The organism is Bacillus sp. 37MA (genome assembly GCF_000372765.1).
Classification (GTDB): Bacteria; Bacillota; Bacilli; order Bacillales; family Domibacillaceae; genus Domibacillus; species Domibacillus aminovorans.
Window position 1 is genome coordinate 1,417,513 of record NZ_KB889752.1, and the last position, 13,606, is coordinate 1,431,118.

16 protein-coding genes, 1 other RNA gene and 1 pseudogene are annotated in these 13,606 nt (G+C 35.5%); 5 read left to right on the plus strand and 13 right to left on the minus strand.

Annotated elements, in window-relative coordinates; translation table 11 throughout:
- Window position 1 precedes the first annotated feature (1 nt).
- The 8 genes from tnpA to A3M5_RS0108090 all read right to left on the minus strand — a co-directional run bounded on the left by tnpA (window position 2) and on the right by A3M5_RS0108090 (window position 5,859).
- Window positions 2-400 (minus strand): IS200/IS605 family transposase, encoded by a 399-nt coding sequence (gene tnpA / locus A3M5_RS0108060; RefSeq protein WP_026221633.1) that lies wholly within the window; start codon window positions 398-400, stop codon window positions 2-4.
- Window positions 401-609: 209 nt separating this feature from the next.
- The gene (locus A3M5_RS0108065; RefSeq protein WP_018393257.1) at window positions 610-1,455 is read right to left on the minus strand and encodes an ArdC family protein; all 846 of its coding nucleotides are present in this window, start codon (window positions 1,453-1,455) and stop codon (window positions 610-612) included.
- Window positions 1,456-1,554: 99 nt separating this feature from the next.
- The gene (locus A3M5_RS23695; protein ID WP_051080831.1) at window positions 1,555-2,037 is read right to left on the minus strand and encodes a hypothetical protein; all 483 of its coding nucleotides are present in this window, start codon (window positions 2,035-2,037) and stop codon (window positions 1,555-1,557) included.
- Window positions 1,980-2,603 carry an AAA family ATPase gene (locus A3M5_RS23700; protein WP_196803553.1) on the minus strand — a complete coding sequence of 208 codons (624 nt, stop codon included), beginning with the start codon at window positions 2,601-2,603 and terminating at the stop codon, window positions 1,980-1,982. The genes A3M5_RS23695 and A3M5_RS23700 overlap by 58 nt, the downstream gene beginning before the upstream one ends.
- Complete coding sequence (locus tag A3M5_RS25760; RefSeq protein ID WP_018393258.1) at window positions 2,527-2,748, minus strand: DUF6744 family protein; 222 nt, start codon at window positions 2,746-2,748, stop codon at window positions 2,527-2,529. Before A3M5_RS25760 ends, A3M5_RS23700 begins: the two co-directional genes overlap by 77 nt.
- 860 nt (window positions 2,749-3,608) lie before the next feature.
- A non-coding RNA gene (gene ssrS / locus A3M5_RS24035) (6S RNA) lies at window positions 3,609-3,805 on the minus strand.
- Between the two features lie 442 nt (window positions 3,806-4,247).
- Window positions 4,248-5,531, minus strand: a complete 1,284-nt coding sequence (locus A3M5_RS0108085; RefSeq protein WP_018393261.1) for a Y-family DNA polymerase — start codon at window positions 5,529-5,531, stop codon at window positions 4,248-4,250.
- On the minus strand, window positions 5,521-5,859 hold the full coding sequence (locus A3M5_RS0108090; protein WP_018393262.1) for a YolD-like family protein: 339 nt from the start codon (window positions 5,857-5,859) through the stop codon (window positions 5,521-5,523). The genes A3M5_RS0108085 and A3M5_RS0108090 overlap by 11 nt, the downstream gene beginning before the upstream one ends.
- Window positions 5,860-6,019: 160 nt before the next feature.
- On the opposite strand from A3M5_RS0108090, the gene A3M5_RS0108095 reads away from it, so the two are divergent.
- Together A3M5_RS0108095 and A3M5_RS0108100 are read left to right on the plus strand one after the other, a co-directional pair.
- Entirely contained in the window at window positions 6,020-6,379 is a 360-nt protein-coding gene (locus A3M5_RS0108095) for a replication termination protein (protein ID WP_018393263.1), read from the plus strand.
- Between the two features lie 19 nt (window positions 6,380-6,398).
- Window positions 6,399-6,668, plus strand: coding sequence for a hypothetical protein (locus A3M5_RS0108100; RefSeq protein WP_018393264.1), 270 nt, complete (start codon window positions 6,399-6,401; stop codon window positions 6,666-6,668).
- 295 nt (window positions 6,669-6,963) lie between these two features.
- On the opposite strand, the gene A3M5_RS0108110 is transcribed toward A3M5_RS0108100, so the two are convergent.
- A complete protein-coding gene (locus A3M5_RS0108110) occupies window positions 6,964-7,947 on the minus strand; it encodes a ketoacyl-ACP synthase III (protein WP_018393266.1) in 984 nt (327 codons plus the stop codon).
- Between the two features lie 653 nt (window positions 7,948-8,600).
- On the opposite strand from A3M5_RS0108110, the gene A3M5_RS22570 reads away from it, so the two are divergent.
- On the plus strand, window positions 8,601-8,924 hold the full coding sequence (locus A3M5_RS22570; RefSeq protein ID WP_018393267.1) for an AbrB/MazE/SpoVT family DNA-binding domain-containing protein: 324 nt from the start codon (window positions 8,601-8,603) through the stop codon (window positions 8,922-8,924).
- 190 nt (window positions 8,925-9,114) lie between these two features.
- On the opposite strand, the gene A3M5_RS0108120 is transcribed toward A3M5_RS22570, so the two are convergent.
- The 4 genes and pseudogenes from A3M5_RS0108120 to A3M5_RS0108130 form a co-directional block, all read right to left on the minus strand.
- Window positions 9,115-9,822: an IS6 family transposase gene (locus A3M5_RS0108120; RefSeq protein ID WP_018393268.1), complete on the minus strand. Its 708-nt coding sequence runs from the start codon at window positions 9,820-9,822 to the stop codon at window positions 9,115-9,117.
- 206 nt (window positions 9,823-10,028) lie between these two features.
- Window positions 10,029-10,109: pseudogene (locus tag A3M5_RS26820) on the minus strand (IS6 family transposase); the annotation flags it as partial.
- Window positions 10,110-10,234: 125 nt separating this feature from the next.
- On the minus strand, window positions 10,235-11,059 hold the full coding sequence (locus tag A3M5_RS0108125) for an ABC transporter permease (protein WP_018393269.1): 825 nt from the start codon (window positions 11,057-11,059) through the stop codon (window positions 10,235-10,237).
- 25 nt (window positions 11,060-11,084) lie between these two features.
- Window positions 11,085-11,852: an ABC transporter ATP-binding protein gene (locus tag A3M5_RS0108130; protein ID WP_018393270.1), complete on the minus strand. Its 768-nt coding sequence runs from the start codon at window positions 11,850-11,852 to the stop codon at window positions 11,085-11,087.
- A 264-nt stretch (window positions 11,853-12,116) separates the two neighbouring features.
- Here A3M5_RS0108130 and A3M5_RS24040 point away from each other — a divergent pair, with 264 nt between their 5' ends.
- Together A3M5_RS24040 and A3M5_RS0108140 are read left to right on the plus strand one after the other, a co-directional pair.
- The gene (locus tag A3M5_RS24040) at window positions 12,117-12,338 is read left to right on the plus strand and encodes a hypothetical protein (RefSeq protein WP_034298520.1); all 222 of its coding nucleotides are present in this window, start codon (window positions 12,117-12,119) and stop codon (window positions 12,336-12,338) included.
- 220 nt (window positions 12,339-12,558) lie between these two features.
- Window positions 12,559-13,557, plus strand: coding sequence for an ABC transporter substrate-binding protein (locus A3M5_RS0108140; RefSeq protein ID WP_018393271.1), 999 nt, complete (start codon window positions 12,559-12,561; stop codon window positions 13,555-13,557).
- Window positions 13,558-13,606: the final 49 nt, after the last annotated feature.

Consider the following 13,606-nt stretch of genomic DNA (forward strand, 5'->3'; position numbering starts at 1 on the left):
CTCACTGTTCACCTTGATTTTCAATATATTTCTTTACTATGTCTATTGGTGAACCACCAGTAGTTATCAAACAAAAACTTCTTGACCAAAACATTTCTTTCCAAAGTTTCTTTTTCACTTGTGGAAAGTCTCTCTTTATTAATCGAGAACTCGCACTCTTATACGCATTAATAAACTTTGTCATTTCTGTATTGGGATGTGCCTTGAACAAGATATGTACATGGTCAACATCATGATTCCATTCGACTAATGCTATATTGTAGCTTTCTGAAAGTCTTACAAACATATCTTTTGCATAGTCAGATATGGTATCATCAAATACTTTTCTTCTGTATTTCACAACTAATACAAGGTGATAATACAGCAAGAACACTGAATGATTATTACTATCTAATTTCATTGATATACCAACCTTTATTGTTTATAAGACCGATTATACCAGGACAAAAAAATAAAAAGTAAAATCAAGTGCTTTTTGGCTACGCCAAACCGAAATTCATCTCCCACCTACCGTTGGGCTATCGCCCTTCACATGCTTGAGGAAGAAGAATTCTTTCGGATAGTACGTTAAAAGAAACTCAAATGTCCTTGTTTTTACCTTCTGTTTTTTTAATTAACCGTTTCTTCTTTATCAGAGACGTTTAAGATATAGTCGGCCGCTTTTTGTGCCTGTGCAGCTGCTTGTACAATCATCTTTGTATCGTCTCTCAAGGCTCTAAGCCATGACTGTATATAACTGGCACTTTGCTCGACTGTATGGTTTTCAATTCCCGCAATACCGCAAAGCATTTGGGCGCCAAGTTCTGCTACAAGCTCTTCTTGACTGTAGGATTCATCCCCAAATGCGACGCCTGTTTTAGTAATGCCTGTACGTGATAGACGACTTTTATGCCCACTTGAGTGAATCATTTCGTGGAAGAGTGTAGAATAAAATCTTTCGGGCTGTTTAAAATCCGTAAGCGGCGGTACCTGGATTTCATCCTTTTCGGGATAGTACACTGTACGTCCTGGTTGAAAACGAATAAACGGCGATGTTTCATATCCCTTCACGATCTGTTCAGCCGCTTCCAGCGGTTCATGATCAAAGGAAGTTTCCTCTGTCCGTTTACTCTCAAGTCCTTCTACCTGCGTATTGATTTCAAACACTTTGTAATAACGTAGGAAGGGAACATCCTTCGTATCTCCGGTTTCTTTGTCTTCCGTTTCAATCCATTTCCAGAACACTACAATGCTACCTTTTGAGCCTTTTTTGACCTTCCCACCAGCATGTGAAATCTGTTTAAAGGTCGCATATTCACCAGGTGGCAAAAGGAATGCATTGATGCCCCGGTATGATTTTTGTGTAACCCAGTTGACAGCCCCGCCATTAATCCAGGGAAGATGCCACGGAACAACACCTTTTTCTAATTGTTCGATAATTTGATTTGTCACCATTTCATAGATTTTTTTACTCATTTTGAGTACCCCTTCACTTTTTCGTATTTTTAAACAGAAAAAAGCCATCCCACACAAGAGGAATGACTTTTCGATACTGCTACTTTTTCTCTTTTTTGATTAAACTCCAATCATGACGTTGGCAATTCTCTGATTGGCCTCGTCCACTTTAGTACGCATGGCAATGATTTCAGCAGATCGGTTCGGGTATTGTTGATTTAGTGTCGCTAAATCCTCAATGCAGAACTTCATTTTTTTAGTCGCTTCCATTCCAATTTCAGAGGAAGGATCACTCTGAACCGCTGACATGGTTTCTAATACGACTTTTTGAATGCGTTCAATTTCTGACTGTACCTTATCTACTGAATATGCATCAATTACAGTCGCACACGTTTCGCGCTGATCTGGTGTTTCCCACAATCCATTCCGCAGAATAGATAGATCAGCTGGCATCACTTCAAAGCGTCCGTTTAAAGCGGCATTTGCTCGAATAAGCGGTAGTGCCTTCATAAAGCGGCGGTCAGAAATCTGTATGCCATTATCTTTTAATTCATTTCGAATGGAATTGATCGTAAAAATAATATCTTTCGGAATGTTAACCATATCTGCAACCATCTGCGGTCAGCCAGTTCGTCAAATGAAATGGCAGGTAGAGGAGTAACGATGGTGGTTTCCGATTGAAGTATTTTTATAAAATTTCCTTCTTCTCCTATATATTTAAGATCAAAACGAAGAAGAAAGCGGTCATATAGCGCTTCAAGTCCCTCGTCTTCCTCTGGATACTCGTTTGAGGCACCAATAACGGTTTGCAATGGTGATTTAATTGGAGTTCCATCGTTATAGAAAATACGTTCATTTACTAAAGTCAAAAACGTATTTAATATCGCGCTGCCTGCTTTAAAAATTTCATCCAAAAAGGCCATATGTGCTTCTGGAAGCTTTCCTTTTGTATTTCGGCGATATACATCTTCTTCAAGAGCGCGTAGACTTAGTGGCCCGAATAGTTCCTCTGGTGTACTGAATCTTGTCAGTAACCATTGAAAGTAATTAAAGCCTGAAAATTGACCTGCAATATCCATTACCAGTGCACTTTTAGCCGTTCCAGGAGGACCGAGTAAAAGACAATGCTGAACGAATAGGATTTGGCAAGTAATCTTCCGAAATACCATAAGAAAGCAATCCTTTCCGAAGGGCTTCCCGATCATAAAGATCTTCTCCAACCGAGTACCAAGTGAGATAACCGATAATGGCTAAATCTTCTGTTGGTTGTTGTACAGCAGACACATTTTCGAACACCTTTTTTTCATTTGTCATGTTGATGTAGCTCCCTTTTTTTCATTTTGGATATAAAAAAAAGGCAGAAATTTATTGCTGCTGTGCAGCAAATAAACTTCTACCTTTTATATCTTACCTTTTTAAACATTTCACGTTAGAGTATCCAAGCGCATAGCAAAATAAGCGTGGTACTCAAATTAATTACACATTAGTGTCCATCTTTTGCTCGTTATCTCTTAAAAAAGGGAAGGTTGGCACGCTACGGACTTTCAAGGATAAATAAAAACTAGGTAAAGTATACCATGTTGAAATCATTGTGTGAATAGAATTGGAAATATTTCATTATGTATAGGGATAATAAAGTTGTTTAATTTTGGTTAACAAATGACCGAAACTGTTGAGTAAATAGGTTAAACACCAGCTTTTTATTCAGTGTCTAGCTTCTCAGAAATATTCTTCAGAAGAATTGATGTCTCTTTTTGACCCTTAAGTATTTTCCAGAGAAACCAAGCGATAATAGCAATAGGAATAGTAGAAATCACTATCGATATAAGAAGTGGAAGGAATTGTTCAAGAAAAATCAATGGTAATACCTCCTTTTGATAATTATACTATGAAAATCCTCTTGAATACTTAGGATAAAGCACTTCTTTAGTTCCATCTTACTCAACAGTTCGTCGAAAAAGTTAAACAACTTTATTGTCACTTTTAAATATCTTTATTATTTTTCTAACAACTTTATTGTTCGTGAACATTCTCTCACCCTAAAAAGAATACTCGGTTTTTACTCGGAGGTTTTTGGCTTTTCTGGCTGCCAATAAAAAGATGACAATTAAACAAACCGATAACACACAAAAGACCAGCTTCCAAAAGGAAACTGGCCTGAATTTATTAGTATTATGTAAGCCGCCTTTGCCGTTGATATAGAAGAAAGTTTTAAACCACCACTCCTCAAAGTGGGTGTTCGCAGAAACCATCCTGCATGTCCTCATTGGCGAGAAAACGAACGAGGCTTGTCATTCCGGATTCAATTTAAAACTCCCTGTTATAGCTTAGAGGTTTAAACTTTATATCGTTACGTACAATGCAGCTTATATTTATATATTACATGGATCAATCAGTGATTTCAATGGTAGTTGTTACCCTGTATTCCTAAATGAACCTGACAATTAATTCACTAAAAAAAAAGAAAGGCAATATGCAAAAAAACTGTAGCAGTCGAAAATGAAACAGGCTGAAAAACGTTGATTTGTTGCGGATGTATAGAAAATGAATAAAGATTATTTGGAGTAATTGACATAAGTGTTGATATATAAGTGTTTTCAGAGAATTAAACAGGTCAAGGACAGATTCGACGAAACAAAAACACAATTACACATTACTACTTGTGTAATGTTAATTGAATAACATATAAAAACATCCTGCATTCAGATTAATACAGGATTTTGAACAATCTTTTTTCATATAAGCAAACTTTATTTTAAATCCAAACAAGCGGTTTTTTATCATATCAATATAGTTTATTTGAATTTATTAAATTATCCCTTATGTCCTCCTATATGATTTGCTCTGCTTAAATACGTTCCACCTTTCATTAGATTGTATGCTTTGAAAATGGCATCTTTCCCATAACGACTCCTCAACTCACCCATCACCGTATCAATCACATGGCTTTTTTCCATCACATCTGCCGTTGTAAATAAATCAAGTTGTTCATATTCAAATTTGCGCAGTTTACCGCAGGAAACATATATTTGTCGTACAGGCTGTCCCTGCCAGTGCTGTCGAAAGATCTGGATGAAATGACTGGTTAACTCCATCGTATGGTTTGTATTCTTCGGTAGTTGCATTTGTTTATTGAATCCTCGTTCCTCAATATCACGAGAATAGGATACGGTCAGCGCAATTTTTGCAGCAGCTACCCCATGTTTACGGAGCCGAGAACTAACCTCGTCCACCATTTCTTTTATAACGATGGTAATTTCATTTTCTTTATAATAGTCCCTCATGAGCACTTGTCCCTTTGAGAATGACTTTTCTCCTTTTGGAAGGCTGTCCCGTTCAGATAAAATGGTGTAGTCTACGCCCCAGGAATGATAGTATAACTCTAATCCCATAATACCGAACCGATCCTTCAACTTATTTTTATCTGCGTGCGCCAAATCGTAGACGCTTTCAATTCCTATCCTTTTCAGCCGTTCTTCATAGCCATAAGAAATGCCCCACATATCTGTTAGCTTTGGAATACGCCAAATCGTTTCGGAAATGTTCTCATAGCGCCAATAGGCCATCCCATTAGGTGCTTTTTTTGCTTCGTTATCAAGCGCTAATTTGGCAAGCAAGGGATTATCCCCGATTCCAATCGTTACGACCAGCTTTAATTCTTTAAATATCGTTTGCTGAATTTTCCGAGCAATTTCAAACTTATTCCCATGCAATTTAGTTACAAAAGTCGTATCAATGACCATCTCATCTATCGAGTAGATGTGTAAGTCTTCATCAGCAACAAATCGCTTCACGATGTCCACGATCATTTTATTTACCTTCAAATACAGCCCCATTGAGGGTTCAACAATGATTAATCGAGGATCATTTCGATTGATCTCCCAGTTCCTTGAGCCAGTGGAAATCCCCATTTCCTGCTTTACTCTAGGGCTTGAAGCTAATATAACCGATCCCGGCCGTTCTTTATTTGCAACAACGATCACATACGCATGAAGCGGATGAATCCTACGGCGGACAGCTTCTATTGACGCAAAGTAAGACTTAACATCAATAAAAAGCAGATCGCGTTTTGGCAGTGTACTATAATCAATTTCCATACTCGTCGCCCGCTTCTACAAAGCGAATAGAAACAATGTCCTTTAAACAGAACATTCCCTTTCCAATCAGTATCAGACGCCCATTATGGCTATTTAATGACTGTACAATGCCAGTAGCTTCAATATAAGGAAGTCCGAACGTATTTACTTCGATTAAAATCGGTTTCGATTGATGATACGATTCATTCACCATTCGATTAAACTCTTCTGCCGCTTGTTCATCCAGAAAAAGCGGCGGTTTTTCTGTTTCGTCCATTTTAATCATTTCCACATGTTCAGATAGTAACATGCCCTGCCATTTCAACATCTTTCGGTCATTATAGAGCATTTTGTATCCCTCCTATGGAACAAAGGTTCTTTTTATATAGTATACAAACGTAAGTTCCTTTATTCAAGCGTATTCAGAATAAATGTTTGGTTTATGTATTATGATGGGATATATAATATGAAAAAGGTACAATGTTAAATAAAAGGAGTGTGAACTTTACATGCCAAGAGGTGAAGGAAAGTTTCTCATTAAGCAACGGGCCTTTTTAAAGCTTTATATGATTAGCTTTGTCGAAGAACACAAAGTATATGGCTTGCAGGCAATGGATGAACTAAAAGCTAAGTTTAAACAGTTAGGTTATGAACCCCAGCACTCCGAAGTATATCGTTCATTGCATGAGTTAATTGATGATGGCATTTTGGTTCGCCGTAAAAAAGCAATAGAAGGCATGAAATATAAAGAAGTGGTTGTGTATGAGTTGATTAATCTAGAAAAAGCAAAATTATATAAGAAACAAGTGAAAACGGATCTTGATCGCAGCATGAGTTTGCTACGAAAAGCACTAGAAGACGTTTATTAAAGACAAGAAGGGGTGAAAAATGCTTATTTATCTGAAAAGTTCCGCATCCGCTATTATTACAGCGGTTTTTTCATTAAGCTTTATACATGGAATAATGAATGGTGATTTTTTAATTGATCAAATTTATTTTATTATTCTCTATGCTTCAGTTTTTGGTTATCTGTTTGGCCTACTAGGTGTAGCTTTCCTGTTTTTGATAAAGCACAAAGGTTATACCAGCTCAAAAAGCTACTTTATTTTTTTGTTCTTAGGTGTAATTATTGGAGACACTGCAGAGTTCATTATGTAGCTTTAGAATAAAGTTTGATCAAAAATATCGATTGAATCCTTATTTAGTGGCAAACGAAAAGAAACCATTTTGAAAAAAGATTGATCAAAATGGATTCTTATCTATCAGGTTTATGTGTCGTTTTATAAAAAAGATTGATCATTTTATAATGTTGATCTTTAACAATTGCGCATGATTGCTTAAAAAAGGTGCACAAGATATTTAACGTCTTTGGAGCCAGGTTAAGAATTCATCAAGGATTATTAAAAGAGCCTGATTTGATATTTCATCTTTTGAATCAAGCATTGGTTCCATATCATATGTTCCAATTAATAAGCAATCCTGCATGTGCCAAACCACCTCCGAAGCCATATAGTAATATCTTGTTACTTTTCTTGATTTTCCCTTCAAGTACGCCCATATCTAATGATAATGGGATAGTGGCTGACGAAGTATTACCATAATCAACTAAGCTATATAATGTTTTCTCTATCGGAAAATCAGTTTTTTCACATATTGATTCAATCATTCTTAAATTTGCACTATGAGGTACAAACCAATCAACATCACTTAAAGGAATGGATGTACTTTCCATAACGCTTTGCATTCCTTTTGGAACAGTAGTAACAGCCCATTTGTAAACCTCACGTCCATTTTGAACGATTTTATCACTATTGATTAAATCCTCTCCAAACATACGTTTTGATAAGTTTGAACAATATAAGCTTTTTCCTTTATCCCCTTCTGAACCCAAATGTGAAGTCAGAAAACTTGGTTGTTTTTCGTCAAACTCTACAAGCACTGCTCCTCCACCATCTCCAAATAAAATGCAGGTAGATCGATCTTCATAATCGGTAACTTTAGATAGAGTTTCTGCTCCAATAACAAGAATTTTCTTGTGTAAACCAGAAGTGATTAATCCATTGGCTACATGCAACCCATAAGTAAACCCTGCACAAGCAGCGTTTAAATCAATTGCTCCAGAATTCTTTATGCCTAGCTTTGCTTGGACTAATGAAGCTACGCTTGGAGTTTTGAAATCAGGAGTTAATGTACAGACGATAATCATATCCACATCATCTACTGATTTATCGTATCGTTCCATTAAGTTCCTTACCGCTTTATAACTTATATCACTTGTAAACTCTTCTTCGTGTGTTATTCTTCGTTCTTTAATACCAGTACGTTTAACAATCCATTCATCATTTGTTTCAACTAATTTTTCTAAATCATAATTTGTTAACTTTCTTTCAGGGACATATGAACCTATGGCAGTAATACGAGCTTTGGATATGAGCATAAAAAAACCACCTTATTAAAAAATTTTACTTCTTTTGTTTATTTTATCACTTATTACTAGTAATAGGTACTAATTTTAAACCATAGAAATTTTTCTTTAACTGATCGGCGACAATAAAGTTGTTTAATTTTCAATGTAAAATACTGTTCTATCCTAAAATTTAACTTCAAAAAAATGGCCCTAAAATGAAAATAAGCGCTGTTCCTTGTTTCAGGAAAGCGACCGATTGCGGAATAAAAAAAATCCTGCATATGAATACAGGACTTTTGATCAAACTTTTTTGTAAATTATCGATCTTTTTTGTAAATTATCAAACTTTATTCAAAAGCTACACATTACAGAGTTAATGATCTTTCCTATGGTCCTTATTTCCACCGTGCTAGGGTCACTCTCATTTTTAAAGAGCCAAAAAATCAAAAATAAGATAATTAGTTGGATAATTTCACTCTTTCCTTCCACTGTTATATGGATCTATCCTTTGTTTGAATTTAAAAGTTAACTTTTCATTTTTCTGCGCAAAACTGCGCAGATTTACGACTGCGAAAAAGGTCTATGTACGTAGTGCCATTTCCGGTTAATCTTGGACAATAACCAAAGAAAATGTTATTTTATTCGGTAAGGATAAAGTAAGGATTTTGAAAAGGGGATTTTTGATGACAAATAAAATGTATAGGGCCGTCCTATCATCAAAAGGACAACTCACTATTCCAAAAACAGTGCGTGATGTTTTAGATTTAAAAGAAGGTTCGATTTGCGGCTTTACCATAAATGAAGATTCTTCCGTCTTGTTCACTCACGAGTCTTATAAAAAAGAGGAGGAACAGGACATAGCATTCTTACGTAAAAAGGTTCATGAACAACAAACTAAAATTGACAAGGTGAAAGATATTGTTTTTGGTAACGGTGACTTTGATGAACGTATGTTTAAAGAACTAGAAAAAGTGTTAAGTACGTCACTATCCAGTGATTTTGAATGAAGTGCTGAATAGCAGAATAAATTGCCGCAAACTTTAGCAGTTTACTGTGGTCTAAAAAACATATGAATACTTCCACGCAAATTTGCACAAACTTGCGCAGTTTATTATATGGATCAATAAATATGAAAGGTTCTGGTGCGAAAATAATTTGATAAAAAGATAGAACCTATATTACCCGCTAACTTGCGAGTTATGATGCTATCCCGAACAACTTATGTATGAATTCAACTTCATTTTGGGCAGACTTCTCTCCTTGGTGAACTTGCCCTTTTTTTATCATATGCATCGCTTCGAGGCCACTCAATATATAAGTGGCTGTTTTATACGACTTGAATCCCAACATAGAGCGCACACGTTTCTTAATGAAACGGTGATCTTGTTCTACTATATTATTGAGATATCTAACTTGTCTTATTTGTATGCCTTCCGGCATACGTTTTTCTTCTTTTAACTCTTTAATTGCTACAGGATAGGTTGGATTCTTGTCTACTGTTATGACACGAGGTTTAGAAGCATGAAAAGACCGCAAAGCTTTCTTAAAGAAGCACTTTGCAGCTTGTTTGTCTCTTGTTTTACTAAGGCAAAAATCAATCGTGTTTCCTTTGGAATCCACTGCACGATATAAGTACATCCATTGACCTTTTACTTTGATATACGTTTCGTCGACTCTCCAAGAGTCATTTGTTGGTCGAAGATGACGCCGTACTCTTTCATCTAATTCCGGGCTATATTGATGAACCCAACGCATAATCGTTGTGTGAGCCATCGATAAGCCCCGTTCCTCCATCATCTCCACCACATTACGAAAGCTCAAGTTGTACCGCAGGTACCACCTCACTGTTAACAAAATAATGTCAGGCTGATCATGTTTCCACTTGAATAAATTTTGCTTTTTCATACTGATCACGCACCTTTTTTAAAGTAATAGTATCAGCATGTCCAAGATTTAAAGATGATTTGCAACTGTCCCTAAGTTTTTGCACCAGAACCCTAATGCCTGCTCCTCATTGTTTAAACGCAATTTTGAATGATAAAGCCGATAAAAAACTACATTATAAGTAGAATTATCGGCTTTTTTATTCAAAGCTTAGTTCTTGTTCAAGAAACCAGGTTTTCTATACAGAAATTCTTCCTTCTCACTATTAACAAAATAATGTCAGGCTGATAATGTTTCCACTTGAATAAATGTTACTTTTCCATACTGATCACGCACCTTTTTAAAAGTAATAGTATCAGTATCTCCAAGATTTAAAGATGATTTGCATCTGTCCCTAAGTTTTTGCATCAGAACCCCAATAAGTCCCTTTTTCCTAAGCTTTAAAACTATCTTGCCATTTTAAAAGGCGATTTTCTAAAAAACGCACAATGGAGTCAGATATTTTCCCAGCCAAAGCGAAAATGATAATCCCTAAAAAGACAATGTCTGTTTGCATGAATGAACGAGCATCCTGGATCATGAAGCCTACTCCTGTATCAGCGCCTAACAATTCTGCAACAACTAAGCACATCCAAGCAGCACTTAATCCTAAACGGATTCCTAGTAAAATATTAGGTAAAGCAGCTGGAATCATAAGTTTTGTAACTTTCTCAACACGGCTATACTCTAATATTTGAACGACATCGTATAATTTTTGATCCACGTTACGGATACCCAAAAAGGTTTGTAAATATAAAGGGAAGAAGGTGCCTAATGCAATCAGTAATACTTTAGATAACTCACCAAACCCAAACCACATAATGAATAGCGGTGTCATAACTAATAAAGGAATTGTACGTAACATTTGAATGGTGGGATTAAGATATTCTTCAGATTTTTTACTCATGCCCACAATGACACCGATTAAGAGTCCAAAGAAACCACCTAAAGCAAAACCGAGAAATGCGCGTGTTAAACTCACTTTTAAATGGGCTATAAGTTCTCCTGATTGTACAAGTTCAATGAAACTCGTAACAATTAATAATGGTGATGAAAATAATTGAGCTGGTAGGATACCAACGGATACTAATGATTGCCATAAAATTAATACTACAACCGGAAGGAATAAACCTCGAGAAACAGTCTGTCCTTTGTTTGATTGTTTTTTCTTAACCGTAATGCTTTTGTTTTGAGCAATTGTTTGCATAGATGTAGTCATTTATGTCATCCTTTCTTTGTCTTAATTAAATGCTCCAATCGTCTATTTCCTCTAATTTATGATTGAGTTGATTCAAAATATTGGTTCTGAACTCTTGAAATGCTTTTCCTATTCTATTTCGCGGATGAGGTAAATCAATGGCAAGGATCGATTTTACTCTACCTGGTTTGGCATCCATCACGACCACTTTAGATGATAAGAAGATTGCTTCATCAATATCATGGGTAACAAGAACCATTGTTGTTTGATTCCTTTCCCATATTTCAAGTAAAGCTTCTTGAAGATGGCTACGGGTGAATGCATCTAATGCACCAAAAGGTTCATCTAGTAGTAAGACTTCAGGATTTCTTAGTAAGGCTCTTCCAATGGCGACACGTTGTAACATCCCTCCAGATAGTTGTCGTGGATAGGCCTTTTCAAATTCATTTAGTTTAATAAGTGATATTAAATCATCTACTCTTTTGCGTATAGTTGGATCTTTTAATGGTAGATTGCCGGCAATATTTTTTTCAACGTTTAACCAAGGAAATAAGCGATGCTCTTGGAAAATAAATCCCCGATCTTTAGAAGGACCGCTCACTTCTTGATCCCCTACAACAATGGTTCCATCAAAGTCTAAATCCAACCCTGCTATTAACTTTAATAGAGTACTTTTACCGCAACCACTGGGACCAATGATGGATAAAAATTCTCCTTTTTTTACAGAGATATTTAAATTTTCTAAAACATGGACGTTTTCATGGTCATTCTTAAAAGTTTTACTTACTTGATGGATCTCTAACGTTGATACCATAATTCATAATCATCCTTTCTGAAATAAAATAAAAATAGAGATTCAGTAAAAAGACACAATAAGACATTTGTGCCATTTCACTGGATCTCTAGTTGACTAGTCAATTCATTCAAAATAATTAATTTATTATAATCTATCACATATTTTATTTAAATTCAATATTTAATTACCACTTAAATTAATAGGAATAATTGGAGTTAGTATAGTTTCATGGACACAGTTTAATTAAGTCCTTACAATCATTTTTGGGAGGATGTGTCCGGATTGAAACGTAAACCTGCAGGCAAAAAATATAATGATGATTTTGAGAAAACGATTGTAGATTTATACCACTCTGGAAGCTCGATCAAGGAATTAAGCAGCGAATATGGTGTATCAGACGTCAAAAGAGTTAGCCGATATTTAGAAAGAAAACCTTCGGTTAAAACAGGAAGTAGAAATCTTAGTATGTTTGTGTCCAAATTATTGACTCAAATTCATTATTGACATAATATATGCACTTCTGCTAAGATTCTTGTAAATATATACGACCGTGCGATATAGTTAAATTTAATAGAAGTGATGGATTGACTGGATCACCAGAGATTCAATAAAGAGTATCTTCTGAAACTCTTTGTTGGATCTCTTTTTTTCTTCTGTTTATTAAACACACTATATAAGTAGGTAAAGTTGTATATAGAAAATCATAGAATGAGGGGGAAACGTTATGAAGAAGCATCGCAATTATGTGTGGGGGGGGATTCTAGCTATTATTACAACTATTCTTTTAGCAGGATGCAACTCGGGAACAAAATCTGAATCAGGAGAAAGTCAGAAAGTAGATGAACCCATTACAGTAAACGTTTCATTAAATGGAAATTTAAGTAGATTAACGATTGGCAGAGAAAAAGGCTTCTTTGAAGAAGAATTCACTAAAGTGAATGCGGAAATTAAGTGGAGTGAATTTCAAAGTGGTCCACCACTATTAGAATCGCTTGCTGCCAACCGTGTCGATTTATCCTTTCTCGGCGATGGAGCACTTATTTCTAGTTTAGACAAAAATTTACCTTTTGAAGTCATTGGTCAAACAAGTGAGAATTTTTTGTCGGGTGGGATTGTAGTTCATCCTAATAGTAAAATTAAGACAGTTGAAGATTTAAAAGGTAAAAGTATTGGGGTGGCCTTAGGAACATCCGCTAATATTTATTTGGTTAAAGCTTTAAAACTCCATGGTTTGACTTTAGATGACGTAAAAATTATTAATTTACAACCAGATGATGCTCAATCCGCTTTTGGAACCAATCAATTAGATGCATGGACCATCTGGGAACCTTTTAGAACTGGTAATATTGATAAAGGAATAGCTAGGGAACTTAATATAGAAGAAAATCTATCATCACCTGGAGTTATTATTGCTCGTACAGGTTTTGCCGAGGAACATCCAGAAATTGTGGAAGCTTATTTAAGAGCTTATAAAAAAACAGCTGACTGGCAAATTGCAAACCCTGATGAAGCAGCTAAAATTTTCGAGGGGGAAACTAAAGTGCCAGCGGAAACAATTAAAAAAATCATTATGGATGATAAACCAAATATCTTCCTTACTGAAGAGTCCATTCAATCATATGAAGATTCAATCGAAAAACTAGTTGAAATTGGTTATATCAAAAAGGCATTTAATTTTGAAGAGCTTATTAACAACCAATACATTGACGAAGCTTTCAAATAATCAAAAATAAATATTATAGAAAGCACCTTAAATTTAAATGAAAGTAGGA

What these genes read in the sequence shown, in the direction of transcription:
- tnpA (WP_026221633.1), bottom strand. Translation starts at nt 400, where the DNA reads ATGAAATTAGATAGTAATAATCATTCAGTGTTCTTGCTGTATTATCAC.
- A3M5_RS0108065 (WP_018393257.1), bottom strand. Translation starts at nt 1,455, where the DNA reads ATGAGTAAAAAAATCTATGAAATGGTGACAAATCAAATTATCGAACAA.
- A3M5_RS23695 (WP_051080831.1), bottom strand. Translation starts at nt 2,037, where the DNA reads ATGGTTAACATTCCGAAAGATATTATTTTTACGATCAATTCCATTCGA.
- A3M5_RS23700 (WP_196803553.1), bottom strand. Translation starts at nt 2,603, where the DNA reads ATGGTATTTCGGAAGATTACTTGCCAAATCCTATTCGTTCAGCATTGT.
- A3M5_RS25760 (WP_018393258.1), bottom strand. Translation starts at nt 2,748, where the DNA reads ATGACAAATGAAAAAAAGGTGTTCGAAAATGTGTCTGCTGTACAACAA.
- A3M5_RS0108085 (WP_018393261.1), bottom strand. Translation starts at nt 5,531, where the DNA reads ATGGAAATTGATTATAGTACACTGCCAAAACGCGATCTGCTTTTTATT.
- A3M5_RS0108090 (WP_018393262.1), bottom strand. Translation starts at nt 5,859, where the DNA reads ATGCTCTATAATGACCGAAAGATGTTGAAATGGCAGGGCATGTTACTA.
- A3M5_RS0108095 (WP_018393263.1), top strand. Translation starts at nt 6,020, where the DNA reads ATGCCAAGAGGTGAAGGAAAGTTTCTCATTAAGCAACGGGCCTTTTTA.
- A3M5_RS0108100 (WP_018393264.1), top strand. Translation starts at nt 6,399, where the DNA reads ATGCTTATTTATCTGAAAAGTTCCGCATCCGCTATTATTACAGCGGTT.
- A3M5_RS0108110 (WP_018393266.1), bottom strand. Translation starts at nt 7,947, where the DNA reads ATGCTCATATCCAAAGCTCGTATTACTGCCATAGGTTCATATGTCCCT.
- A3M5_RS22570 (WP_018393267.1), top strand. Translation starts at nt 8,601, where the DNA reads ATGACAAATAAAATGTATAGGGCCGTCCTATCATCAAAAGGACAACTC.
- A3M5_RS0108120 (WP_018393268.1), bottom strand. Translation starts at nt 9,822, where the DNA reads ATGAAAAAGCAAAATTTATTCAAGTGGAAACATGATCAGCCTGACATT.
- A3M5_RS0108125 (WP_018393269.1), bottom strand. Translation starts at nt 11,059, where the DNA reads ATGACTACATCTATGCAAACAATTGCTCAAAACAAAAGCATTACGGTT.
- A3M5_RS0108130 (WP_018393270.1), bottom strand. Translation starts at nt 11,852, where the DNA reads ATGGTATCAACGTTAGAGATCCATCAAGTAAGTAAAACTTTTAAGAAT.
- A3M5_RS0108140 (WP_018393271.1), top strand. Translation starts at nt 12,559, where the DNA reads ATGAAGAAGCATCGCAATTATGTGTGGGGGGGGATTCTAGCTATTATT.